Source organism: uncultured Veillonella sp. (assembly GCF_938010505.1).
Lineage (GTDB): Bacteria > Bacillota > Negativicutes > Veillonellales > Veillonellaceae > Veillonella.
In genome coordinates this window covers 1-23,525 of sequence record NZ_CALLVP010000026.1, presented here as the reverse complement: position 1 = coordinate 23,525, position 23,525 = coordinate 1, and the positions used below count along the sequence as shown (strand labels likewise).

The 23,525-nt window shown below is 39.8% G+C and carries 25 protein-coding genes; 2 read left to right on the top strand and 23 right to left on the bottom strand.

The genetic code is table 11. The annotated features are described in order from the left end of the window. From Q0507_RS01380 to Q0507_RS01280, 21 genes are all read right to left on the bottom strand, one after another. Nucleotides 1–935, bottom strand: a 935-nt coding sequence (locus Q0507_RS01380) for an ATP-dependent metallopeptidase FtsH/Yme1/Tma family protein (RefSeq protein ID WP_298711279.1), incomplete at its 3' end; no start/stop codon positions are given. Nucleotides 936–1,023: 88 nt separating this feature from the next. Next, nucleotides 1,024–1,569 (bottom strand): hypoxanthine phosphoribosyltransferase, encoded by a 546-nt coding sequence (hpt, locus tag Q0507_RS01375; RefSeq protein WP_004698467.1) that lies wholly within the window; start codon nucleotides 1,567–1,569, stop codon nucleotides 1,024–1,026. A 21-nt stretch (nucleotides 1,570–1,590) separates the two neighbouring features. Continuing rightward, nucleotides 1,591–2,589 (bottom strand): tRNA lysidine(34) synthetase TilS, encoded by a 999-nt coding sequence (gene tilS / locus Q0507_RS01370; protein ID WP_298711275.1) that lies wholly within the window; start codon nucleotides 2,587–2,589, stop codon nucleotides 1,591–1,593. Next, nucleotides 2,558–3,454, bottom strand: coding sequence for a phosphatase (locus Q0507_RS01365; RefSeq protein WP_298711272.1), 897 nt, complete (start codon nucleotides 3,452–3,454; stop codon nucleotides 2,558–2,560). Before Q0507_RS01365 ends, tilS begins: the two co-directional genes overlap by 32 nt. Nucleotides 3,455–3,551: 97 nt before the next feature. Next, nucleotides 3,552–3,953, bottom strand: coding sequence for a S1 RNA-binding domain-containing protein (locus Q0507_RS01360; RefSeq protein WP_298711269.1), 402 nt, complete (start codon nucleotides 3,951–3,953; stop codon nucleotides 3,552–3,554). Nucleotides 3,954–4,023: 70 nt separating this feature from the next. Then, nucleotides 4,024–4,356 (bottom strand): septum formation initiator family protein, encoded by a 333-nt coding sequence (locus Q0507_RS01355; RefSeq protein WP_298711266.1) that lies wholly within the window; start codon nucleotides 4,354–4,356, stop codon nucleotides 4,024–4,026. Nucleotides 4,357–4,524: 168 nt separating this feature from the next. Beyond that, nucleotides 4,525–5,472, bottom strand: a complete 948-nt coding sequence (locus Q0507_RS01350) for an L-lactate dehydrogenase (RefSeq protein WP_298711263.1) — start codon at nucleotides 5,470–5,472, stop codon at nucleotides 4,525–4,527. A 255-nt stretch (nucleotides 5,473–5,727) separates the two neighbouring features. Next, the gene (locus Q0507_RS01345) at nucleotides 5,728–6,543 is read right to left on the bottom strand and encodes a hypothetical protein (protein WP_298711260.1); all 816 of its coding nucleotides are present in this window, start codon (nucleotides 6,541–6,543) and stop codon (nucleotides 5,728–5,730) included. Between the two features lie 101 nt (nucleotides 6,544–6,644). After that, complete coding sequence (gene folK, locus Q0507_RS01340) at nucleotides 6,645–7,115, bottom strand: 2-amino-4-hydroxy-6-hydroxymethyldihydropteridine diphosphokinase (protein ID WP_298711257.1); 471 nt, start codon at nucleotides 7,113–7,115, stop codon at nucleotides 6,645–6,647. Beyond that, entirely contained in the window at nucleotides 7,115–7,477 is a 363-nt protein-coding gene (folB, locus tag Q0507_RS01335) for a dihydroneopterin aldolase (RefSeq protein ID WP_298711254.1), read from the bottom strand. Before folB ends, folK begins: the two co-directional genes overlap by 1 nt. After that, complete coding sequence (folP, locus tag Q0507_RS01330; RefSeq protein WP_298711251.1) at nucleotides 7,477–8,310, bottom strand: dihydropteroate synthase; 834 nt, start codon at nucleotides 8,308–8,310, stop codon at nucleotides 7,477–7,479. Before folP ends, folB begins: the two co-directional genes overlap by 1 nt. After that, entirely contained in the window at nucleotides 8,303–8,872 is a 570-nt protein-coding gene (gene folE, locus Q0507_RS01325) for a GTP cyclohydrolase I (RefSeq protein ID WP_278457768.1), read from the bottom strand. Before folE ends, folP begins: the two co-directional genes overlap by 8 nt. Nucleotides 8,873–8,880: 8 nt before the next feature. Next, complete coding sequence (locus Q0507_RS01320; RefSeq protein ID WP_298711245.1) at nucleotides 8,881–10,437, bottom strand: ABC-F family ATP-binding cassette domain-containing protein; 1,557 nt, start codon at nucleotides 10,435–10,437, stop codon at nucleotides 8,881–8,883. A gap of 104 nt (nucleotides 10,438–10,541) precedes the next feature. Then, entirely contained in the window at nucleotides 10,542–11,687 is a 1,146-nt protein-coding gene (locus tag Q0507_RS01315) for an amidohydrolase (protein ID WP_298711242.1), read from the bottom strand. 133 nt (nucleotides 11,688–11,820) lie between these two features. Next, nucleotides 11,821–12,759, bottom strand: coding sequence for an LD-carboxypeptidase (locus tag Q0507_RS01310; RefSeq protein ID WP_298711239.1), 939 nt, complete (start codon nucleotides 12,757–12,759; stop codon nucleotides 11,821–11,823). Between the two features lie 56 nt (nucleotides 12,760–12,815). Next, nucleotides 12,816–14,417, bottom strand: coding sequence for a peptide ABC transporter substrate-binding protein (locus Q0507_RS01305; RefSeq protein ID WP_298711237.1), 1,602 nt, complete (start codon nucleotides 14,415–14,417; stop codon nucleotides 12,816–12,818). Further along, on the bottom strand, nucleotides 14,414–15,232 hold the full coding sequence (locus Q0507_RS01300; RefSeq protein WP_298711234.1) for a serine hydrolase: 819 nt from the start codon (nucleotides 15,230–15,232) through the stop codon (nucleotides 14,414–14,416). Before Q0507_RS01300 ends, Q0507_RS01305 begins: the two co-directional genes overlap by 4 nt. A 12-nt stretch (nucleotides 15,233–15,244) precedes the next feature. Then, a complete protein-coding gene (locus tag Q0507_RS01295) occupies nucleotides 15,245–16,192 on the bottom strand; it encodes an ABC transporter ATP-binding protein (protein WP_298711231.1) in 948 nt (315 codons plus the stop codon). After that, nucleotides 16,192–17,172: an ABC transporter ATP-binding protein gene (locus tag Q0507_RS01290; protein WP_298711228.1), complete on the bottom strand. Its 981-nt coding sequence runs from the start codon at nucleotides 17,170–17,172 to the stop codon at nucleotides 16,192–16,194. The genes Q0507_RS01295 and Q0507_RS01290 overlap by 1 nt, the downstream gene beginning before the upstream one ends. After that, on the bottom strand, nucleotides 17,172–18,071 hold the full coding sequence (locus Q0507_RS01285; RefSeq protein ID WP_298711223.1) for an ABC transporter permease: 900 nt from the start codon (nucleotides 18,069–18,071) through the stop codon (nucleotides 17,172–17,174). Before Q0507_RS01285 ends, Q0507_RS01290 begins: the two co-directional genes overlap by 1 nt. Next, the gene (locus Q0507_RS01280) at nucleotides 18,064–18,996 is read right to left on the bottom strand and encodes an ABC transporter permease (RefSeq protein ID WP_298711221.1); all 933 of its coding nucleotides are present in this window, start codon (nucleotides 18,994–18,996) and stop codon (nucleotides 18,064–18,066) included. Before Q0507_RS01280 ends, Q0507_RS01285 begins: the two co-directional genes overlap by 8 nt. A gap of 135 nt (nucleotides 18,997–19,131) precedes the next feature. Here Q0507_RS01280 and Q0507_RS01275 point away from each other — a divergent pair, with 135 nt between their 5' ends. Together Q0507_RS01275 and Q0507_RS01270 are read left to right on the top strand one after the other, a co-directional pair. Then, on the top strand, nucleotides 19,132–19,965 hold the full coding sequence (locus Q0507_RS01275; RefSeq protein WP_298711218.1) for a pyridoxamine kinase: 834 nt from the start codon (nucleotides 19,132–19,134) through the stop codon (nucleotides 19,963–19,965). 21 nt (nucleotides 19,966–19,986) lie between these two features. Next, nucleotides 19,987–20,571, top strand: a complete 585-nt coding sequence (locus Q0507_RS01270; protein ID WP_298711215.1) for a DUF805 domain-containing protein — start codon at nucleotides 19,987–19,989, stop codon at nucleotides 20,569–20,571. A 127-nt stretch (nucleotides 20,572–20,698) separates the two neighbouring features. Here Q0507_RS01270 and Q0507_RS01265 read toward each other — a convergent pair whose 3' ends face one another. Together Q0507_RS01265 and Q0507_RS01260 are read right to left on the bottom strand one after the other, a co-directional pair. Further along, a complete protein-coding gene (locus Q0507_RS01265) occupies nucleotides 20,699–21,868 on the bottom strand; it encodes a hypothetical protein (RefSeq protein WP_156696945.1) in 1,170 nt (389 codons plus the stop codon). Nucleotides 21,869–22,139: 271 nt separating this feature from the next. Next, nucleotides 22,140–23,525 (bottom strand): amino acid ABC transporter ATP-binding/permease protein (locus Q0507_RS01260; protein WP_298711211.1); only part of this gene is annotated, 1,386 nt, incomplete at its 5' end.

Sequence of the window (23,525 nt, the reverse complement as noted above, 5' to 3'; positions counted from 1 at the left end):
GGACGTAAAAGTGCAGGATCTAGAATATCTGGGCGGTTTGTTGCAGCGATAGTAATAATACCTTCGTTAGCACCGAAACCATCCATTTCAACGAGCAATTGGTTTAATGTTTGTTCACGTTCATCGTGACCGCCACCAAGACCGGCGCCACGTTGACGACCAACCGCATCGATTTCATCGATAAAGATGATGCAAGGAGCGTTCTTTTTCGCTTGTGTGAAAAGATCACGCACACGAGAAGCACCAACACCAACAAACATTTCTACAAAGTCAGAACCAGAAATCGTAAAGAATGGTACACCTGCTTCACCAGCAACGGCTTTAGCAAGTAATGTTTTACCTGTACCTGGAGGCCCTGCTAATAATACACCTTTCGGAATTTTAGCTCCGATAGTTGTAAACTTGCCTGGATCCTTCAAGAATTCTACTACCTCTTCTAATTCTTGTTTTGCTTCTTCAGCGCCAGCTACATCTTTGAAGCTAACTTTTATATTACCTTCACCCATCAATTTGGCACGGCTTTTACCGAAGTTCATAACGCGGCCACCGCCACCTTGCGTTTGCTGCATGATGAAGAAGAACAACACTACCAAGATGATAATTGGAATGGCAGAACCTAACAGGCTCATCCACCAAGCTGGTTGCTCAGGTGGAGCTGCAGTAATTTCTACACCATTATCTTGTAAAGTTTTGATTAAAGTTTCATCAGTTGGCGCATAAGAATTGAATTCTGTTCCATTTTTTAGTTTACCTTTAATACCATGATCATTGGTAATCGTTACGGACTCAACCTTTTTCTGTTGTACTTGTTGAATAAATCCTGTATAACTGAGTTCAGATTTATTCGCACTTTGACCAGAGAAAGCGTCAATGGCGATAACGAAAGCGGCAATGATAAGTAAATAAAGGACGATATTTTTAGTAAATCGACCCAAAATATTACCCCTTTCAATAATAGTTTATTGGTATAAACGAATTGAGTACATCTCATTGAGAGATGCACTCATATATTATATCATATTTTTAATCTTGATACATTTCTTCCTTTAAAATACCGATATAAGGTAAGTGACGATACTTTTCTGCATAGTCTAAACCATAGCCAATAACAAAATAATCAGGAATGACAAAGCCTACATAGTCTACTTCTACATCCATTTTACGGCGCTCAGGTTTATTCAACAACGCTGCAAGGCGAACGCTTTTAGCTCCACGAGCATGTAAATTTTCTAGCAAGTAATGTAATGTAGTACCGGTATCTACAATGTCTTCTACAACGAGTACATGTTTCCCCTCTACAGAGCGGTCCAAATCTTTTAAAATTCGTACTACCCCTGTACTAGTTGTACCACTGCCATAGCTAGAGCAAGAAATAAAGTCGAAACTCACATCCACATTCTCGTCAATAGAGCGAGCTAAATCTGTAAAGAAAACGATAGCACCTTTCAATACCCCTACGAGAACTACGGATTCCCCTTTATAGTCAGCACTGATTTGACGGCCTAATTCAGCCACACGTGCCTTTAATTGTTCCTCTGTATATAAAATATCTTTTGCATCTTGATGCATCTATGACCTCCGCGATTCATATTAATGTTTGCGATATACCTTTATTGTATCACATTGAGCACTTACTTTTATACTTTTTATATTGAAAGTTTTCCCTTCCCCAGTGTTAACAATGTCGAGTAATTGCTCTTGATGAGCAGTGGTAAGCTTGATTTCAGGATCAAGGATGCTCACCAGTCTTTGCCACAATCGCCGTTGTATAGCCAACGGCTCCTTACGTAACCCCCTACGAGATATAGACGCGCCCTCTTCAGAAATCGTTACTAACTCATTAAATGCCGTATCCGTTAACTGGGAGATAAGTATTACGTCTTCACGTACAGAATTCCCTAGTCTTACAATGGCATTAACAACGTTAGGATTAATAGTTTCTAACTCAGGTATAATGCGATGACGAATTCTATTTCTTTGATATCGCACATCCTCATTTGTCCTATCTACACAGTAATAAATATCTTTTTCCTTCAAATATAAAAGTAGTTCTTCTTTTGTAACATCTAAAAGAGGTCTTACTACCGGAATACTATAATCATTACTAACAACGGCCATGCCTGTCAAACCATTAAGTCCAGTCCCTCTAATGAGATGAGCTAAGATTGACTCGGCTTGGTCATCTTTATGATGAGCTACTGCAATATATTCATACCCCTCAGACTGTGCTATGTCGGTTAGCCATTGATATCGAACTTGGCGACCTATAGTTTCCTCTGATAGTTTTTGCTCTTCACTCAATTTAGGCACATCAACGGTAGCCGTATAAAATGGCAGCCCTAGTATTTCCACTTGGTTTCGTAACCATAGAACCTCATCCTTGCTTTCAGAACGAATACAATGATCTACGATAGCAACTCCAAGCTCATACTCCGTGTGGCGATGTGCAGCAATATCCTGCAATAAATGCAATAAAGCCATCGAATCAGGACCACCAGAGCACGCCACCAAGATACGACTATTCTTAGGAAATAGATTATATAATTTTAAAGTGTGATTAACGGTTCGAATGAGTGCTTTCACATTCACGGGCCATCGCCTCCATACCATCTTGGTCGCTCACAAATACATGCGGTACCTCATAGGAATCCATAAAGGACGTTAAAATTTCTGCACCAGCAACGATGATGTCGGCACGACCTGCCGGTAAACCTTTCACTTGTAAACGCTCATCGCGGCTCATATAGCGCAATTTCATAATGATACCTTCTACAGTTTCTCGACTCAATTTATGACCTTGCACCTTTGTACCATCATAATGATCTAGACGTAAATCAATAGCAGCCAAGGTCGTTAAGGTACCACCAATACCGATAAATTCACCGAATTCACCTTCGATCATCATCGGGTCCCAGAGAAAGCGTGTTTCCTCCCATACTCGTTGAGGACCTTCATCAGACATAGATTGAAGTCGTACAGCGCCCACAGGATAGGAACGGCTCCAGTACACTCCATCCTGGTTACCTAATGCAAGTTCAGTACTGCCCCCACCAATATCGATAGTTGTATAATGACGACCATCCTTTAATTGATCTCCTAACGCACCCTTAAAACCATAAATAGCCTCTTCATCACCAGATAAAATCCGCCATTCCATAGGATAATACTCACTAATACGTTCCATGAATGCAAGTCCATTTGCCGCTTCGCGAACAGCGCTCGTAGCAAAACCAAAGCAATACTCAGCACCATATTGGTTTACTATTTTTTTTATAGCTGTAAAAGCTTGATAAGATGCTTCCATGGATTCAGTTCGCAAGGTACCATCTTTATTTCGTTGACCTAAACGGGTAGTCCACAACTGCTTAGGCTCATAACACCACTCGTTATTTTCATAGGCAGCCAACAATAAGCGCACCGAATTAGAGCCAATATCGATAATTGCTAACTTCATAATTGCTCCTTACATATCAATAGCATTCTCCTAATACTATTATAGTGTTAATACTCTATACATAAGTAAAGAGATGGCTGAATGCCATCTCTCACTATTAATCTCGACGACCGCCTCGGCCTCCGCGTTTCCCTTCGGTATTGCGTTTTAAGTCGTGTAATCGTTCATTACTATCACGTAAGAATGATTTCATCTTTGCTTCGAAAGACTCTATACTTTGTTTAGATTGAACACGAGGAGGACGTTTTTCTTCGTCCATTTCCTCTTTTGGTTGTGTTTGACGAATGGAAAGGCCAATTTTATTACCATCAATAGATAAAACCTTAACCTTTACGGCATCCTCAACCTTTAAAAGGGTATTAATATTTTCGACATACCCATGAGCTACTTCAGAAATATGAACTAACCCCGTTTGTTTTTCTCCTAAATCAACAAATACGCCAAATTTTGTAATACCTGATACGGTACCATCAATAATGTTACCAACTTCGATTGCCATGCAACCTCCTAATTAATGCGGAAACCTTAAACTACAAACTAATGCGAAGTAAAAAATAATAAAGTATAACCTATTTTACATATGGTACTTCACCAGGTTTTACCAATCCTAGCTCCTCACGAGCCACCCCTTCAATGGTCTTCGGATCTTGTAACTTAGCCTTTTCCTGTTCTAACTCTTCATTTCGCTGTCTTAACTCTTGCAATTGTTGCTCGATATGTTGTTTTTCTTGATATACAGCCACCAAGCGATAGGCCTGCCCTAACAATAGCAGCACCATAATCCCTATGCCAATTCGCTTGATCCACATGAGGATAATACGCTGATCCTGCGCTTTGCGATTAGGACGAACCCGTTTGCGCGGCCTTTTTGGACGTTGTACTTCCATAGTGTCCTGAGTCATAATGTCCCCCAAAATATTCATCATCTGTATACTGTCATTCTTAAATTATACCACATAACATAGCTTGGAACTAAATAAAATTACAGATATTTCTCATCAAGAACAACCGTATATATTTAAAATTTCATACGAAATTGTAGTTTTTTATACACCAAAACAGAATTTCACTTACATAGACTCTGCTTTTATAGTATGTTCACGAATAACAGCACAAGAAGCCTTAAATAAAGATAACTCTTCATTGGTTAATTGCAATTCGAAAATATCTTCAATACCACCTTTACCAATAACAGCAGGTGTGGATGCAAATATCCCGTCTTCTCCATATTGACCATCTAAATAACAAGAGCAAGGCAATACTTTCTTTTCGTCATGGAATACGGCGCGAATCAATTCTGTGGTAGCACTAGCAATCCCAAATTCGGTAGAACCTTTGCCAGCCAATACGTGATAGCCCCCAATCTTTACATCCTCCAATACCTTTGTATGGTCAAGCTTAGGAAATCTTTGAGGTAATTCTGTTTGCAATTGTAAAAGTGGTTTCCCTTGTACACAGACATGGGACCACGGCACCATGGCACTGCCACCATGTTCACCTAAACAGTAGGCTGTAATAGAACGATTACTAATATTAAAAATATGAGCTAATTCTTTTTGTAATCTAGCTGAGTCTAGAGCTGTTCCCGTTGAAATGATGCGTTTAGGATTCCACTCAAGATGTTTACATAAATAAGTGGCTACTACATCAGCGGGATTAGAAATCGAAATGATAAAGCCTTTGAAGCAAGATTGCTTGATACGTGGGATAACATCTTTAAGTACAGCTACGGTCTCACCAAGACTCTCGAGACGATCTTGATACAAATTTGGCAAAGGTCCAGCACTAAAAACGAGAATATCACAATCTCCACATTCTTCAATAGGACCTGCTGTAGCAGTTACTTGATGTGGAATATAGCTAACGGCATCATTAATATCCATAGCTTGCGCTTGAGCTTTTTTCTCGTCAATATCCATCATATATAATTCATCAACCTCACCTTGTAAGGCTAAAGAAAATGCTACATGAGAGCCTACATGTCCAGTACCAATAATACCTACCTTACGCAACTTCATAAGAACCTCCCTCCTTTAACATTAAATGATAAAACATCATTTAACACCAAACTATTTAAATCATCTATACCTGTATACGATGTATCGAAATGAAATCATATATCTAAAAACAAAGTTTTAACTACACAACTATTATATACCCATTATTAAAAAGATAGAAAAAAGACTATTATAGTTTATTCACTACAATAGTCCCTTTCTATATAACCTTAATCTCGTCCTATAATATAGCTTAACACTTTAATGATAAAAAAATCATAACTCGGTTAAAGTTATCTCCTCCAAGTTTAGGGGGAACAAATCTTTCCCCTCCATCATTTGAGGGGATTTTTCTAAATATTGTTTACGCATAGACCATAAGATATCCAAATCTTTAGGATCTAATTTGGATAAAGCATATATCATAGTAAAATCAGAACCATAATGTCCACGTAAACTATCTGGCACGCCCTTAGAGCCTTCACCACTAATGCGATTATTAAAAAAAACTTGGATACGACGATTATCTAAATCTATAATAATAAAACCTGATCCATCATACACATATAATGTATGATTAACACGTTTTAATGCACGTACTGTATTCGTAATAAAATACTGGTCCTTCAAATCGATGAGAGACGACTCATAACCAGAATGGTAAAAGTCACCATAATAATGGGCACCTCCATCAGTAGAGTCCAATAAACTTTTAAATTCGTCTTGCTCATCATTACTGAAATCAGACAATGCTTTTACCTTTGTTATATTCCGTAAACCTCGTTGGTAGTCATCCGATTTAGGAGGTTCTATATGTTGCCCTCTAAAGGTAATGGGCATCAAGCGAAGTATATTATCAGATAAATTATAAATCCCTAGTCCTTCATAACCTAAGAAGTACACTTGTGAGCCACTGGTCTTCATCGCTAATATTCGTTTTGAAATAATGGCATCACTAGAATTAACCAGTGTATGCGCTTCCGGATCAATACGTACTGTTTTGCTATCATAATTTGCCCCTACTGCAAGCCAGTAGGATATCCCCATTATAATTAGCGCCAGTACATATAACCCAATACGTTTTATATTCATTTACTCTCTCCATGAATCCCCAATCATAAAACGTAAGAGCACACGTACAGCATGTATCGTGTTTACAAAGAAGCTAACTTTAGCCTATATACGACTTCATCTTATACGCTCAATTGAGCTAATCGGTCAACAACCTTAATCCCTTTATATGTGAAAGTTGGTAACAGCTGATATAGCGGTTCTAGCACAAAAGTACGCTCCCAAAAATGAGGATGTGGTACCACAAGACTTTCATCACATAAAGAAATCAACATCCCCTCTGTGTCATATACCAAAATGATATCTAAATCTAGTGTACGAGGCCCCCAATGAATCAATCGTTTTCGTCCAGCCTCCTGCTCTAATTGCTGAATAAGGCTGAGCATTTGATGTGGCTCTAGCGTACTTTCACAAGACCACATACCATTAACAAAGGTATCTTGTTCCGTATATCCCCACGGCTCAGTTTCAATAAGAGCAGAAGCGACTAACTTAGAAACTGCCTCATGTTGTTGTAAGGATTGAAAAGCAGAGTTAATATAGCCCCTCTTGTCCCCCATATTCGAGCCTACACTGATGTAATAGGTATACATCAAATTTGTCCCCTTGTGGTTACTACTTCAACAAAATCTAAAATACCTGAAATCGGTACAGATGGTTTACGCACAGTTACAGACAACCCAACGATACCTTGATAATGTTGATACAATGAGTCGGCGATAAGTGCCCCCAAGCGCTCTAGAAGATTATGCTTCTCACCCGTCATGATAGACTCTACAATCTCGTATACCTCTACATAATTGATGGAATCCTCTAATTGATCACTTTGACCAGCCTTTGTTAGATCAGTTATTATTTCTACGTCCACAAAAAATCGTTGGCCTTGTTCTTGTTCGGATGCCAAGTTGCCATGGTACCCATAGAACGCCATATTTTTTAAAACGATTTTATCCATTATTCACCTCGTAATAGGCCATCCGCTACAGCTAAGGCGCGTTTATGCATTTTCACATTGTGAACACGAACCATATCGATGCCTTGGAATACACCTGTAATACAAGCAGCAACGGTACCTTCATCGCGTTCTTCCGGTGGCAATCCACCTAACATAGATCCGATGAAACGCTTGCGGCTCGGAGCAAGCAAAACAGGATATTCATGAGCGGTTAGCTCACCTAAACGCTGCATAACTTCAATATTTTGCTCTTCCGTTTTTCCAAAACCAATACCTGGATCGAGCCAGATTTGTTGAGGTGTTATTCCCTCCTTTAAGGCTTTATCAATGGCACAGAAGAAGAACGCTTTCATATCTTCAATGATATCACCATAATTTGTATCATTGCTGTTATGCATGATAATAACAGGTACATTATATTTAGCCGCTACCGCTGCCATATCAGGATCATAATGTAATCCCCATACATCATTTAAAATATGTGCCCCTTTAGAGAAAGCATATTCTGCAGTTTTAGCATGATATGTGTCAATAGATACAGGAACTGTAGAGGCCTGTAAGACAGGCTCTATTAATAGAGATAAGCGTTCTATTTCCTCGTCTGCGGCCAAAGGTGTAGAACCAGGGCGTGTAGATTCAACGCCTAAATCGATAATATCTGCACCATCTTCAATCATTTGCTTTACATGCGCTACTGCTGTTTCTGGTGTGTTGAATTGACCTCCATCAGAGAAGGAGTCAGGTGTACCATTCAGTATCCCCATAATAAGGGTTCGATCGCACAAAGATAAACTTTTGCCATCATTCCATGTATAATTTCTACGTTTAAACATTTACCTGTCCTCCGCCTAACATTGCCAACGCTTCATCTCTTAATGTGCCCTTTTCGGCCAATACGCCTCGGCTTTCTAATGTAATAACCTTTGAATCTTGCTGCATGGTACCTTTGATGAGCATACACAACTGAGTCGATGTAATGCGTACAAATACGCCATGAGCGGATAAATCATTCATAATCGCATCAGCTAATTCAGATGCTAACCGCTCTTGTAATTGCGGTCTACGGCTGAGGATATTCACGATATCTTGAAACTTACTAAGTCCTGCCACACATCCATCCTTAGGTTGGTACACGATATCTACGGTACCAAAGAAAGGCAATAAATGATGCTCACACATGGAGTAAAAAGGAATCCCTGTAACTGCTACGAGACCTTTATAATCTGTACTGAAAGTCTCTCCCCATGCAGCTTTCGTGTCTAATCCTACGCCGCTGAATAATTCACTATATAATTCTGTTACACGACTTGGTGTCTTCTCTAATTCTGGTGCCTCTGTATCAACAGATAAAGCCTCTAAGAATTGCTTTATCCCGTCCTTTGCACGTTGATTCATCGGTCCTCCTAAACGATCTTTGTCGTCCAATCCTCAATATTCCAAATATCCGTAACCCAACCTTGATAAAATTCGGGTTCATGACTAACTAGTACAATCGTACCTTTAAAATCACGCAATGCTCGGCTCAGTTCTTCCTTCGCATATATGTCTAAATGGTTGGTCGGTTCGTCTAGCACCAACACATTGTACTTATTCTGCATGAGCTTACATAGGCGAACCTTTGCATTCTCACCACCAGATAATACGCGCATTTGAGACGTAATATGTTCATTCGTAAGGCCACAACGAGCTAATGCTGCACGCACCTCTGCATTGGTCATAGCTGGATATTCATTCCAAATATAGTCTAACGCTGTTTCGGAATTAGATGGCGTATCCTCTTGGGCAAAATAACCTACTTGTAAGAACTCACCTTTTACCAACTCACCACTAACAGGCTTCAACAAACCTAAAATAGTTTTTAACAACGTAGTTTTACCTAGACCATTGACACCGCGAATAGCGATCTTTTTATTTCTTTCAATTTGAAAGTCTACTGGTCTAGTTAATGGTTCATCATAACCTAACTGCAATCCGAAAGCCTCTACGATAAAGCGACTTGGCGTACGACCTTCTTTAAAACCAAAGCTAGGTTTAATATACTCTTTTGGTTTTTCCAAGATTTCCATCTTCTCTAAGCGTTTAGCGCGAGAGTTCGCCATACCGCGCGTTGCAACGCGAGCTTTGTTGCGTTGAATAAAGTCTTCCATACGCTCAATTTCTTGTTGTTGACGTTCATACGCCTTAACAGCTTGCGCTTTTTTCACCTCGTAAGCAGCTTGGAACTGATGATAATCACCAGTATAACGCGTAAGCACCGCTTGTTCGATATGGTAAATAACATTAACTACGGAATTTAAAAACTCCATATCATGAGAAATCAAGATGAATGCATTTTCGTAATTTTGCAAATAGTTTTGCAACCATTGAATATGCTCCACGTCAAGATAGTTTGTAGGTTCATCCAACAATAGAATAGTCGGTTTCTCTAGTAAAAGCTTTGTGAGCAAAACCTTTGTACGTTGACCACCGCTAAGCTCTGTTACATCTCGGTCCAAGCCGATATCCATAAGGCCCAAGCCTGTAGCCGTACGCTCAATAACCGCATCAATTTCATAGAACCCACGTTGCTCTAGAATCTCTTGCCACTCCCCAACTTGCTCGAGAAGCTTATTCATTTCATCTTCGGATACATCACCCATACGATTGTACGCATCATTAATGTTTTGCTCCATCACGAATAAATCGTCAAAAGCACGCTGTAACACATCGCGGATGGTCATGCCCTTTTCAAGAACAGCATGTTGATCTAAATAACCAACAGTTACCTGATTGGACCATTCAATTTTGCCTTCATCAGGCGGCAATTTACCTGTAATGATATTAAGAAACGTGGATTTACCTTCACCATTAGCACCAATGAGGCCTACATGTTCACCTTTTAGCAAGCGGAATGATGCATCATCTAAAATTTGTCGCGCTCCAAAACCATGGGTTACATTTGAAACGGTTAAAACACTCATATCTATCTCCACCGGAATAAAAGCCGTCTTGTAGAAGACGGCTTGTTTCATACTTACTTAAATATTATATCTATTGTACCTTTTTGACCTCTATATGTCAAAACTTAGGCATCACTTAGCAAGGCATATCGCAAGGCTACAACAGCCATAATTTTAGCTCCCTTAATAGCTTGTGCCAATCCATAGTCAGAACCTGCTGCACAAGTGAATTCTGGCGTATGCACTTCTAATCCCAAACCAATTTGCAACGTAGGCTGCGCCGTAGGCACTTCATAGGACACATTACCTACATCAGTACTACCATCAGCCTCATCATCAGGCAATATACGAGGTACCTCACCGAACTCAGTCATCACATCCTTAAAGAGATCTAATAGCTTTTTATCTTGACGCATATCCTTGAAGAGCGGTTCATAGTGGTGCATCTCAACTTGAGCTCCATAGGATGAACTGATTTCTTGAGCCGCCTCTTTGATAGCCGGCAAAATAATACCTTCTAAATCATCCACTGTACTACCACGAACAGTCATGCGAATCGTAGCCTTTGGTGTAACCACGTTTGGCGCTGTACCTGCTTCGGTAAAAATGGCCCCCACAATAGCCCCTTTAGGAAAGGTTTTCTTTAACTCTTTTATTTTTTGATATAATTCTACCGCACAATCTAAGGCATTAATTCCTGAATCTGTTAAGGATGCAATATGACAGGAGCGCCCATAGAAGGTAATCTCTAGTGGATGCGTCGCCAAGGATGTGCCCCCCACCTCATTTTCACCGCCAGGATGAATAATAAGCGCCGCATCATAGCCCTTAAATAAACCAGCCTCTGCCATATATACCTTACCACCAATAGTTTCCTCTGCAGGACAACCAAAGAAAGTCGTCCCCCAATCCTGTGGCGCACTTTGACTGAAAGCAACAGCAGCACCTAAGCTCATCATGGCAATAAGATTATGACCACAACCATGACCGAGCTCAGGTAAGGCATCATATTCTCCTAAAAATGCGATTTTATATTTAGCATTACCTCTATAGTCGGCTCTCAACGCGGTTTGTAACTCACGTATATCGGTGAGCCCTACTTGAGATATAAAATTCTGTGTTTCTAAGAATTGGTGAATTACCTTTACTGCTTTATGCTCATTCAATCCCAATTCTGGATTATCGTGTAAATATAAGGAAACAGCACGTAATTCCTGTGCCATACTATCTATGATGGCACAGGCACGAGCCTCTCGTTCTTGTAGTGTCATAACTCCCCTTATTATTATCTAATATCTTATTACCTAATATTTTATTACCTAATATCTCGGTAACTACTATTTTTATCTAATATCTGTTTATCTGTTGTCTGTTAACTAAAATCGTTCACCTAAAAGCTCTTATCTATTTCGTATAAGGATGAACGATGATGGTATTAGAAATATATCTAAAGCTAATCGTCGCTCCTAGCGGTAAGGTTTGATGTGGTGAACCATGTCCCGTCGGCACATAGCATATAAAAGGATCTGGTAATTCTGGATTTCTATTTTCCTCCATGTAGCGCAATGCTTCATACCCTAAGTCATAATCACGTTCATCTTCATCTCCTTCACAATCTGTAAAGGTGCCAATCACTAAGCCTTTAATACGGCTCAACAAACCACTGAGGCGAAATTGTTGTAACATACGATCCAGCTTATAAGGAGCCTCCCCTACATCTTCAATAAATAGTAAGGTATCCTCCCATGATTCATTCTCTAGAAAATAAGGTGTTCCCGATAACATGGATAGCATCGTCATATTACCACCTCGTAAAATACCCTCACCGAGTTCTGTGCCAATCGCACCTCTAGGAGGTTCTGGCAAAGGTTCTATAACTTTTAATTTACCTTCTAAAACATTAAATAATGCATCAATATCTGCCTTACGCTCTGCTTTAAAATCTACCCCCATAGGCCCATGATACGTAATAAGGCGACTGTATCGATTAATAGCCATATGGAGCGCTGTACAATCACTGTATCCAATAAAAGCCTTACGATACTTGCGAATCGCTTTATAATCCAGTCGTTCTAAATAGCGCATCGTGCCATAACCACCCCGTAAAGCGAGCACCGCATCACAAGGGGCTGTAGTCATCATGTATTGAAACTCTGCGGCTTGTTCCTTAGGTGTGCCTCCATATAACCCCTTTCGGCTTACACTTTCACCCACGAGCACCTTATAGCCTTTAGCCTTACAAATTTCTTCTATTCTATGTAAATCTTCATCGCTAGCACTAGCAGGTGCCATAATACCTATGGTCATCCCCGGTGCCAAACGTTTTGGTTCAATCCAGTTCATATACCCTCACAAAATACAACAAAAGACGTACATCAGGTGTACGTCTTAAGTGTATCTTATTTGTATGCTTTTTTAAAGTCAATAAGGCCCAATGTGGTCCAGAAATAATTTTGAATTGTTCCGTTTGTCACATATGGTTGTGTTGTAAAGTACAACGGCATAACAAGAGATTCATCAAAGATCATTTTTTCTGCTTCATGCATCAACGCATCACGAGCAGCCCCATTTGGAGTTGTACGAATGCGAGCAATCAACTCATTATACGCATCACTATGGTACTGTCCATCATTATCTTCAGCAGAGAATACCTCTAAGAAGTTTTGTGGATCACTATAATCAGCAACCCAAGAAGCGCGCGCAACTTGGTACTTACCAGCTTCACGGTCTGCTAAGAATACCTTTGTCTCTTGATTTTGTAAGCGTACATCTGCACCAAATGCATTTATCCAAGCATCTTGAATTGCTTCCGCAATGGATTTATGTAATTCGCTTGTATTGTACAAAATCGTAATTTGAGGTAATGGACGATTTTTACCATAGCCAGCCTTTTTCAAGATTTCCTTAGCTTGCTCTACATCTTCATATACGAGATAACTACCAGCTTCACGGAAGTCTTCACGACCATTGCTTTCGAGCATACCATATGGTACAAACGCATAAGCTGGTTCTTTACCGCCTCTAACAATATTATTAACAATGTTAGCACGATTGATAACCATAGAAAAGGCTTTACGCACATTGGGGTCTGTAAAAGGCTCTGCTTTCACATTGAATACGTAATAATAGTTACCAAGCATAGGCCCAATATGTAATAAGCCTGCTTCTTCTAAACGTTTTTGATCCGCTACAGGAGGCTCAACCATCATATCAGCTTCGCCACCTTCAACTAAGGTGAGACGCGTACTTTGAGACTCACTAATAGGCCAATTCATTTTCTCTGTTTTCACAGATTCTGCGTCCCAATAATTAGGGTTCTTGATGAAATCCATTTCCCCATTACGCTTCCAAGAAAGTAAACGGTATGGACCATTGGATACTATAGTTTCCGCATTAGCTGCCCAATTTTCATGAGCCTCTACTGCTTTTTTGCTCACTGGATAATAGCCATGAGACGCTAATAATTTCAAGAAATAAGCTGTTGGATTTTCTAAGGTAACTACTAATGTATCCTCATCAGCAGCCTTAACACCAACCTCTTCAGCCGTGGCTTTGCCAGTATTAAAGGCTTCGCCATTTTTCAATACATATAGCATGTATGCATTGTCCGCATGGACTTCAGGGTCTAATACCCGCTTCCAAGCGTATTCAAAATCATAAGCCGTCAAAGGCTCTCCATTAGACCATTTCAAATTAGGTCGTAAGTGGAAAGTATACTCACGGCCATCATCGGAGATTTCCCAATTTTTAGCAAGTGCTGCTTCTGGTTCACTTTCATCATTCAAACGAACTAGACCATCGAATAATTGAAGTTGAACCGTAGCCTCCGGAGAGGTAGTAGACTTTGCGGGATCCAATGTGGATGGTTCCTGCTCAATAACATAGCGGATTGTGTGTTCATCGATTGGTTGAACACCACGAGGGTACCCAAATACAAATAAGAGTACGCTTACCCCTAGAGCGAGGACCATGAATTTTAACAAGTTTCGTTTATCCATCATGGCAATGCTTCCTCTACAAATTCTTTCATGATGCGCCCAACTTGAGCGCCTAACTCTTTACCTCGGTCATTATCGATATCGCTCATTAAAAGAATAAAGCAAAAATGACCTCTAAATGTTTCTATTACACCCCCATCATGCTCTACGCGATCAAGGGATCCTGTTTTATGGTGAAAGCGTATGCCTTCTCCCCAGTAAAATGGTAAGATATCACGGAATTGTTGGCGACCTAAAATATTCCACATTTCTCGGCCATAAGCATCTCTATCACGACATTCAAAAATATGTTTATACAGACGAGCTAGTGACATGGCTGTAATATAATTATCACGCCCTTCAGCCAAGGCGTTAAGATCCATCATCATGCGATTAAGCTCCATCTCATCCACACCAAGCTTTTCTGCTCGAGCATTGATATTTTCCATTCCAAGCACTGTGATGAGTAGATTTGTCGCAATATTATCACTAAGAACCGTCATAAGACGGCACAACTCAAGATAGGTAAAACTGTGTTTACCAACTAACTCTTGTAGAGCACCGCCACCTTCAACGCGTGGAGTTCTAGATAAAGGAACTGTATCATTAATGTCCAATTGCTCAGTACGAGCTAAATGAAAGACATATTCCATGATAAGTACCTTAATTAAACTCGCACTAGAATGTACAGTATTTTCACCTCTAGCTGCGATGAGTGTTGGTTCCTCTTCATCATCGAATTGTAATACTACATAAGATATATTTCCTGCTGGGGCCAATTCTTTAATGACTGTATCTAGTTGATGTTCCAGGGACTTGCCAACAATTAGTTTTTCCATATTATTCTCCCATTATATGTGCCAGCATGCGATGCGGCGATCAGCCCAGTCTCGAAGTGGTGGACGTTCTGTAAAACAACGACCTTCCGCTTCTGGACATCGACCACTAAACAAACAGCCATTTGGCGGTTCTAGTGGATTTGGTGGATCCCCTTTAAGAGGTGCCCCAATTGGTGCATGTGGCATAACTGGACCATTTAAGGCCGTCAATGCACGGGTATACGGATGTTGTGGAAATTCATATAAGTCCAATGCAGGACCTTCTTCCATAACAGCACCTAAATACATAACAACCATACGATGACTAATGTAACGCACCATGTTTAAATCATGAGAAATAAAGAGGTACGAAATACCATGCTGTTCTTGTAAACGTTCAAGTAATGTCATAATTTGTACTTGAATCGACACATCTAACGCAGAAATCGGCTCATCACAGATGATACATTGAGGCTGCATAATAAGAGCCCGTGCAATACCGATACGTTGACGTTGACCACCAGATAATTCATGAGCATAACGCTCACCAAATGACATATTTAAGCCAACTTGGTCAAGCACTTCTTTTACACGAATAACTCGATCCCGAGGTGTGTACTTCGGATCCAATTCTAAAGGCTCCTCTAAAATCGCATTAACCGTAAGTCGTGGATTAAGGGATGCATAAGGATTTTGGAATACCATTTGCATCACTGGATGAACAGCCTTTCTATCTACATAAGGATCGATATGTTGACCATTCATATAAATAGAACCAGATGTAGCTTGATGCAATCCCATCAAGGTATAACCAAATGTAGATTTACCACATCCAGATTCACCTACGATACCAAGAGTTTCCCCTGGTGATTGATATAGGCTCACGCCTTGTACAGCGTGTACCGTTTGTTTTGGCTTAAATAAGCCGCCTGACAGGGTGAACTCTTTAACGAGATTGTCAGTCTCCCATACGTAACTCATTAAAGTCCCTCCAACTTAGCTAACCAACATGTAAACTGGTGACTTTCACCAACATTTGTAACCATCGGAACCCGATTACCACAAATTCGCATAGCCCACTTACAACGAGGATTAAAAGCGCATCCACGTGGTAAATCAAATAAATCAGGAGGTTGACCTTCAACGGCCTTCAGTTCACCATGCCATTTACCTTGTGGCAATGCAAGCAATAGCCCCAATGTATATGGGTGACGAGGTTCGCTAAAGATACCATCTACCGTAGCAGACTCAACACATTTACCTGCGTACATAACCATAACACGATCGCAAATTTGAGCGATAACACGTAAGTTGTGAGAAATAAAGATGATACCAATGCCAGCCTCTACGGCTAACGTTTGCATAAGGCGCAAAATTTGTGCCTCTGTAGTAATATCAAGAGCTGTTGTGGGCTCATCACAAATCAAAATCTTAGGACGACCGGCTACTGCCATAGCAATACATACGCGTTGACGCATACCGCCACTCAACTCATGAGGATATTGAGACAAACGTCGTTCCGGTGTAGATAAGCCCATCTTCTTCAACAAATCGATGGCAATGGCCCTTTCATCGTAATCTTCACCATACGCATTTGTACGATCGATAGCCTCATACATTTGCTCCCCAATCGTCATGATAGGATTCAAAGAGGTCATAGGATCTTGGAACACCATGGCAACCGTCGTACCACGAAGTTCATTCCAATCATCTTCAGTAAATCCAAGACAATCGTGACCATCAATCATAAATGTATCCGCTTTAATTTTAGTTTTACCATATGGCAATAAGCCCATTAAAGAGTTAACTAAAACGGATTTACCACATCCAGATTCACCTACAATACCTAATATCTCACCACGCTCTAAGGAAATATCTTGATTGCGAATAACTCGCAACGGGCCTTGGAAGGTATTGATGGTAATGGATACATTACGCACATCAACAATAGCGTTATTCATTATCTATCTCCTTCCTTAGGGTCTAATACATTGCGCAAGCCATCGCCAAGGAAAGCGAAACCAAGCATGGTAACACTAATAGCAACAGCTGGGAAAATCAATTGGAATGGATAGGAGCGCATGCTACTAATCCCTTCAGAAGCTAATACGCCCCAGCTCGCCATAGGTGCATTTACACCTAAGCCGATAAAACTAAGAAATGCTTCTGTAAAAATTGCCTCTGGAATGGCCAATGTTAAAGTAATAATGATAGGCCCTACACAGTTTGGCAAAATATGACGTAATAAAATGCGATACTTCGGAATACCCATGGATTCTGCTGCGATGATGTATTCTTCGTTTTTAACTTTCAAAATTTGGCTACGTACGATACGAGCCATATTAAGCCAGTACGCAATACCTAATGCTACGAAAATAGATATAAGACCGGGTCCAAGTACAACCATCAACAAGATAACATATAGTAAAAGTGGAATGCCGTACAAAACATCTACAATGCCCATCATGATACGGTCTACTTTGCCACCCATATAACCTGCAATACCGCCATAGGCAACGCCGATTACAAGGTTGATGAAAGCTGCCACAAAACCAATGGTTAAGGAAATACGCGCACCATACATAACACGCGTATAAATATCACGGCCCAATGTATCCGTACCAAACCAATGACTAAAGCTTGGACTTTGGTTCGCATCGATTAAAGATTGATCCGCATATGTATAAGGTGAAATAAGTGGCCCTAAGATAGCGAGTACAATCATCACCAAGATGATGCTCGCCCCGACTACGGCCAAACGATTTACCTTAAATCTCTCCCATTTACTAGGACGCTTTATAAAACTAGTAATCTCTTCTTGAGGGGCCCGTTCAATAGGTAAAAAGTCTTCCTTATTCATCCGAACCCTCCTCTGTTGTAACGCGTGGATCGATTAATGGATAGATCATATCCACCAAAATATTAAGAAATACTACAAGAGCACTATAGAAAATTGTAATACCAAGAATAACTGTATAATCACGGTTATAAATTGATGTTACAAAATACTGACCTAACCCAGGAATCGCAAAAATTGTTTCAACGATAAAGCTACCTGTTAACAAGCTAGCTGCCAATGGGCCTAAGTACGTAATAACTGGCAAAATCGCATTACCTAGTGCATGACGAGTCAAAATCGTCCAAGAACCTAGACCTTTTGCACGAGCTGTACGAATGTATTCTTGTTGATACACATCAAGTAAACCACTACGCGTTAAACGAGCAATAAAGGCCATCGGTTGTGCTGCCAATGTCAACACAGGCAACACCATATAAGATGGGCCACGCCATAAAGCCACAGGGAACCAGCCCAGTTCAAAGCCTACTATGTACACAAGGACAGCACCGATAATAAATGTAGGCACAGATATACCGATTGTAGATAATACGGTCACCGCATAATCCACAATACTATTAGGTCTCATAGCGCTGATAGCACCAGCTGTAATACCACCAACTACAGCTACCATTAAAGATAATAAACCGAGCTGCGCGGAAATTGGAAATGCATCGCTAATAATATCGTTTACACTACGGCCTTCATACTTAAATGATGGGCCCAAGTCACCTGTAATGACACCACCTAAATAATCTCCATACTGTTTCCACACAGGATCATCGAGATGATACTTTGCCTCGATACTCGCTTTCACCTGAGGCGGTAATTTCTTTTCTGTTGTAAAAGGCCCACCAGGTATCGCATGCATTAGTGCAAATGTTACGGTAATGATGACCCATAAGATTATGATTGCGCCACCTAGGCGTCGAAATACATACCTTGTCATTGTCACTTTCCTCCATAAAAAGTCTATTCGTTTTATTATACTACACTATGAAGTTAATTTCATGATTAACATCATTACATTTACAGAAAGCCTTACATAACGTACAATAAAATATATATTTATTTGGAGGTGTCTATGACAGCAGTACCTAGAGTTTTAACAATTCAAGACATGAGCTCTATCGGACGCTGTGCTCTTACCGTTATGATTCCAATCATCAGTGCCATGCGCTGTCAGGCGGTTCCTTTGGCAACAGCGGTACTAAGCAATCACTTAGAGTATCCACACTATGAATTCGTAGATTTATCTGCTCATATGAGAGATTTTATGGACTGCTGGGATAAGAACGAAATTGACTTTCACGCTATCGTAAGTGGTTTCTTGGCATCGCCAGAACAAATTCACCTCGTCGAAGAAGCTATCAATCGATTTGCCTCTAATGACCAGATGGTTATCGTCGATCCCGCAATGGCCGACGATGGTCGCCTCTATTCCATTTATACTCCTGATATGGTTGTAGCTATGCGCCAACTCGTATCTAAGGCTCACATCGTAAAACCAAACTATACTGAGGCTTGCTTCTTATTAGATATTCCATTCTCGACAGACCCTATTAATGAGGATGAATTGCGCAAACGGTGCAAACAGTTACATCACATGGGGCCTGAAATGATTATCATGACCAGTGTTCCATCGGAAACGCATGCGGTCATTGCCGTCTATAATGGTCCTACAGACCTTTTAAAAACATACTCTATTCCTCTAGTACCTGTAAAAGCTACAGGCACAGGAGATATTTTTACTGCTGTATTATCAGGTGCAGTAATGAGAGGATATTCACCTTATGATGCGGCAGAACTGGCAATGAATTTTACTACCAAAGCGATTCAAGCTACATTAGATACAGTAAAATCAATGAAACATGGTGTTGCATTTGAGCTCATCTTGCCAGAATTAACTCAACTATAAGCTAAAAATAAAGGGGAACTTATGGATTTACTTTATGTCGTATTACGAACATTGCTCATATGTACCATTGGTTTGCTCATTGCATTCCAAGGACGTCGCATGGGCCTATCGATTTTTAACCTGACGGGACGGTTAAATAGACTACAATTTATCATATGCTTCATCGCTTTAATGATTTTATTTCATATTGTCCACTACATAGATAACATGTTCTTGGACTTTGTCGTATCCCTACCTGCATATTGGTTGACTAGAGTCATTATTTGGCTCTTATTGGCAACCCTCTTTCCTTTATCTTGTGTCTTATTTGGCCGTCGTATTCACGACATCGGCTTCAATGCATGGGCCGGAATTCTTTGGTCGGTAATTATGATCTTCATTAATACTTACTCGGCTGTCTCTCCATTCAACTACATGCTAGAGCTTTTTATATGGCTCATCGGTTTCCTATTCTGGGTATTGCCAGGACAACCTGAGCCTAACCAATACGGCAATCCTCCATTTATGCCTGTAAATCAGCCAACATATGAATCAGTACAAACTCCAGTATCAAGCAAAAAACAAGAAAACCGCAAACCAGCTCGAAAACGTCGTAAAAAACGATAACCAAAATTAATAACTTGTAATCAAAAAAACGTATCTCTCATTGATATGTACCCATTTTATTGGATATCCAGTAAAGGGGGACATATCACATAGAGATACGTTTTTATATTTTATATTTCTTACGACATTAATTCATCAGTAACATCAACTCAATCAATGTACAGCCGATATAAGCAATAATAAACTTAACCTTTTGTTTACGCGCTCTATCATCATCTGCAATTTTAAGACGATTAGCAAGGAATCGCTTATCTCGAATTTGCAACAAGAGATGTTTGATTCGCTCTTGGCTTTCATTGGCTGTATCCTCATCACAATCAGACGTCAATGTAGCTTGTTGCATGAAGATACGACGATGTAGTTTACGCATTTGAATTTTGATATTGTTATGTACAAACGCACTTTGCCACTGTTTGCGAGAATCAAAATACATGTACAAATACCGCGGAATATTCATAACTAAGAAGGAAATGATGAAAATCCCCAATGAAATCAAAAAGTACGTGGAGAACGAGAACTCCAACGTTTCCGTCGGTAAGTAGTGATGCAAGATAATAAATGTAATCCATACACCAATTGGCAATAAAAGAACTGCTGCAATATCAATAGAACGAAGCCAGCTAGTGCGAGTCGGCACATCAGGCACCGTAAAAGTATCTACAGGATCATGGAACGCATAGTAATCTAACTGCAACACAGATTGACTGGTACGTGGATTCCCCAACAAAACAGGTCCATTGCTACCAATATGGCGCTCAGGCATAGGTATAAATTTCTTCACTTGTGTATTAGGCAATAAGTCAAACTGAATAATTCCTTTTTTCTCAAAGCGTACGGTAGATCCTTTTTCTCCCAATGCAATAGGGTTAAAGAATATACCAAAGAGACTGAGACACCAGTTTCCCAACAAGTGTAAAATGGAGTTCAAAATAAACCCACCTGTATCTATATTGTTTGTATCAAGGCGAATTGCAAAGGATGATGAATAATCATCAAACCATAGATCCTCTAAGGTGAATTCCACATTAATCACATTCCCCCATTTTGTAATAATGGATAGGAATATTTGATTGTTTGGTTCAAATTCAAATGTTATAGCATAAAAGAACCAATGATTGCGAAGAGCGGCACGCAACATGCGATTAACCATATCTTCTTCTATATATAGTAAGCGATGGTCAAACAAATCTTGTTCTAAAGGTGCTTTTTCTAGTACGGGCGCCTTATCCACCACCGCATCTCGATCAGATAATGCTTCATCCACCAAAGCTCGTAATTTGGTGAAGATTTTAGTCATAACCCCTCCAAGGGTGAAAAATAGCTTTTAACATAAAAATTATACCATATATTGCATGATTTATCGATAAAAGTATACTACATATACTATTAAATATAAATATAACTAAAGCCCCTTTTTACATAGCAAATGAGGCTTTATTAATGTAGTTTAATATTGTTCCTATTATAATTTAATATTCATAATAGATCTTAAATTACAACATGAATTTAAACAATGTCCAAATCTACAATCAATCATTTATAATAGATACTTTTATTGATATTTAGTTTTATTGAATACTTGCCATAGATAAATAACAATATTCATAGAAACGCCCTCGAAGAGCTATCAATTCTTCGTACGTTCCATCTTCAACAATTTGACCTCTATTCATGAATAAAATTCGGTCCATTTGTTCTAAACCTTCCAATTGATGCGTAATATATAGACATGTCTTACCATCCACATAATGCATCAAATCACGATGTAAGGCTTTTCGAGTTACTTGATCTAAACCCTCTAAGGGCTCATCTAATAAAACGATTTGTGGATTGCGTAAAAACAATCTAGCTAATGCAATTCTTTGACGCTCGCCACCACTCAAACCTTGTCCTCCACTACCTACAATCGTATTCATCCCCTCTGGTAATTTTTCGACTACGGAGCGCAATGAGGCGCGATTAATGGCTTGCTCTAAGTCTTCTTTAGACGCCTCAGGTCTAGAAAGACGTATATTGTCTTTAAAGGATGCATTAAAAATATACGTATCTTGAGTTATAGTTCCCAATGCATTACGCCAAGTATCAATTGAAATATCTTTCAACTCCACTGCACCTATACGAATGGAACCACCATAATCATATAGTCGCTCAAGCATATTAAACAATGTCGTCTTGCCAGATCCACTAGCACCAACGATAGCAATAGATTGTCCTTGTTGAATATGTAGTCTAAGATTCTCATAAATATGGCGATATTCATCATAACCAAAGGATACATCTGTAAAAATAATATCATCATTAGGATTAAATGATTTTGGTGATATAGGATCTACAATAGATATAGGTTCATTACTAAGAGCCATGAGACGACTTGTAGCAACTTTACTTTCTGCACCATGATGAACTGCCGCGATCATAGGTTGTAACGCTTCAAACCAAGCCTGAGTACCAATGGCAGCCACCGCTACCATAACACTGGCCCAAACACCTGTTAATGCATTAGAGGCCATAATAGCTACAATAACTACAGTTAACTGAACACCGCCTATGAATAGTGTATTACCCATATTCATGCCACGCTCAATAGTACCTTTTTGAGCATCTACATTACGCATCATATGCTGAATACGCTTATATACCATTTCTTCATTGCCATAACTAATCACATCTTCCAGGCTATCCATAGTATCACTTAAAAGCGCTTTATAATCACCTTGTTGGGGCCCAATCGCACGTAAAGATTGTTTATTATGTGCATAAACGACCAAAGGTAGTATTACACCTAATATGAAGGCCGACAAAAGAATTGGCATAATCAAGCTATTGTCGATTGTAGAGGCTCCATATGCAATCAATACAGTCAAGGCAACAGCTGCTACAGGTGGAATCAAAGTGCGCAAGTAGAAGAATTGTAATACCTCTATATCCCCCATGATGCGTCCCAACATATCACC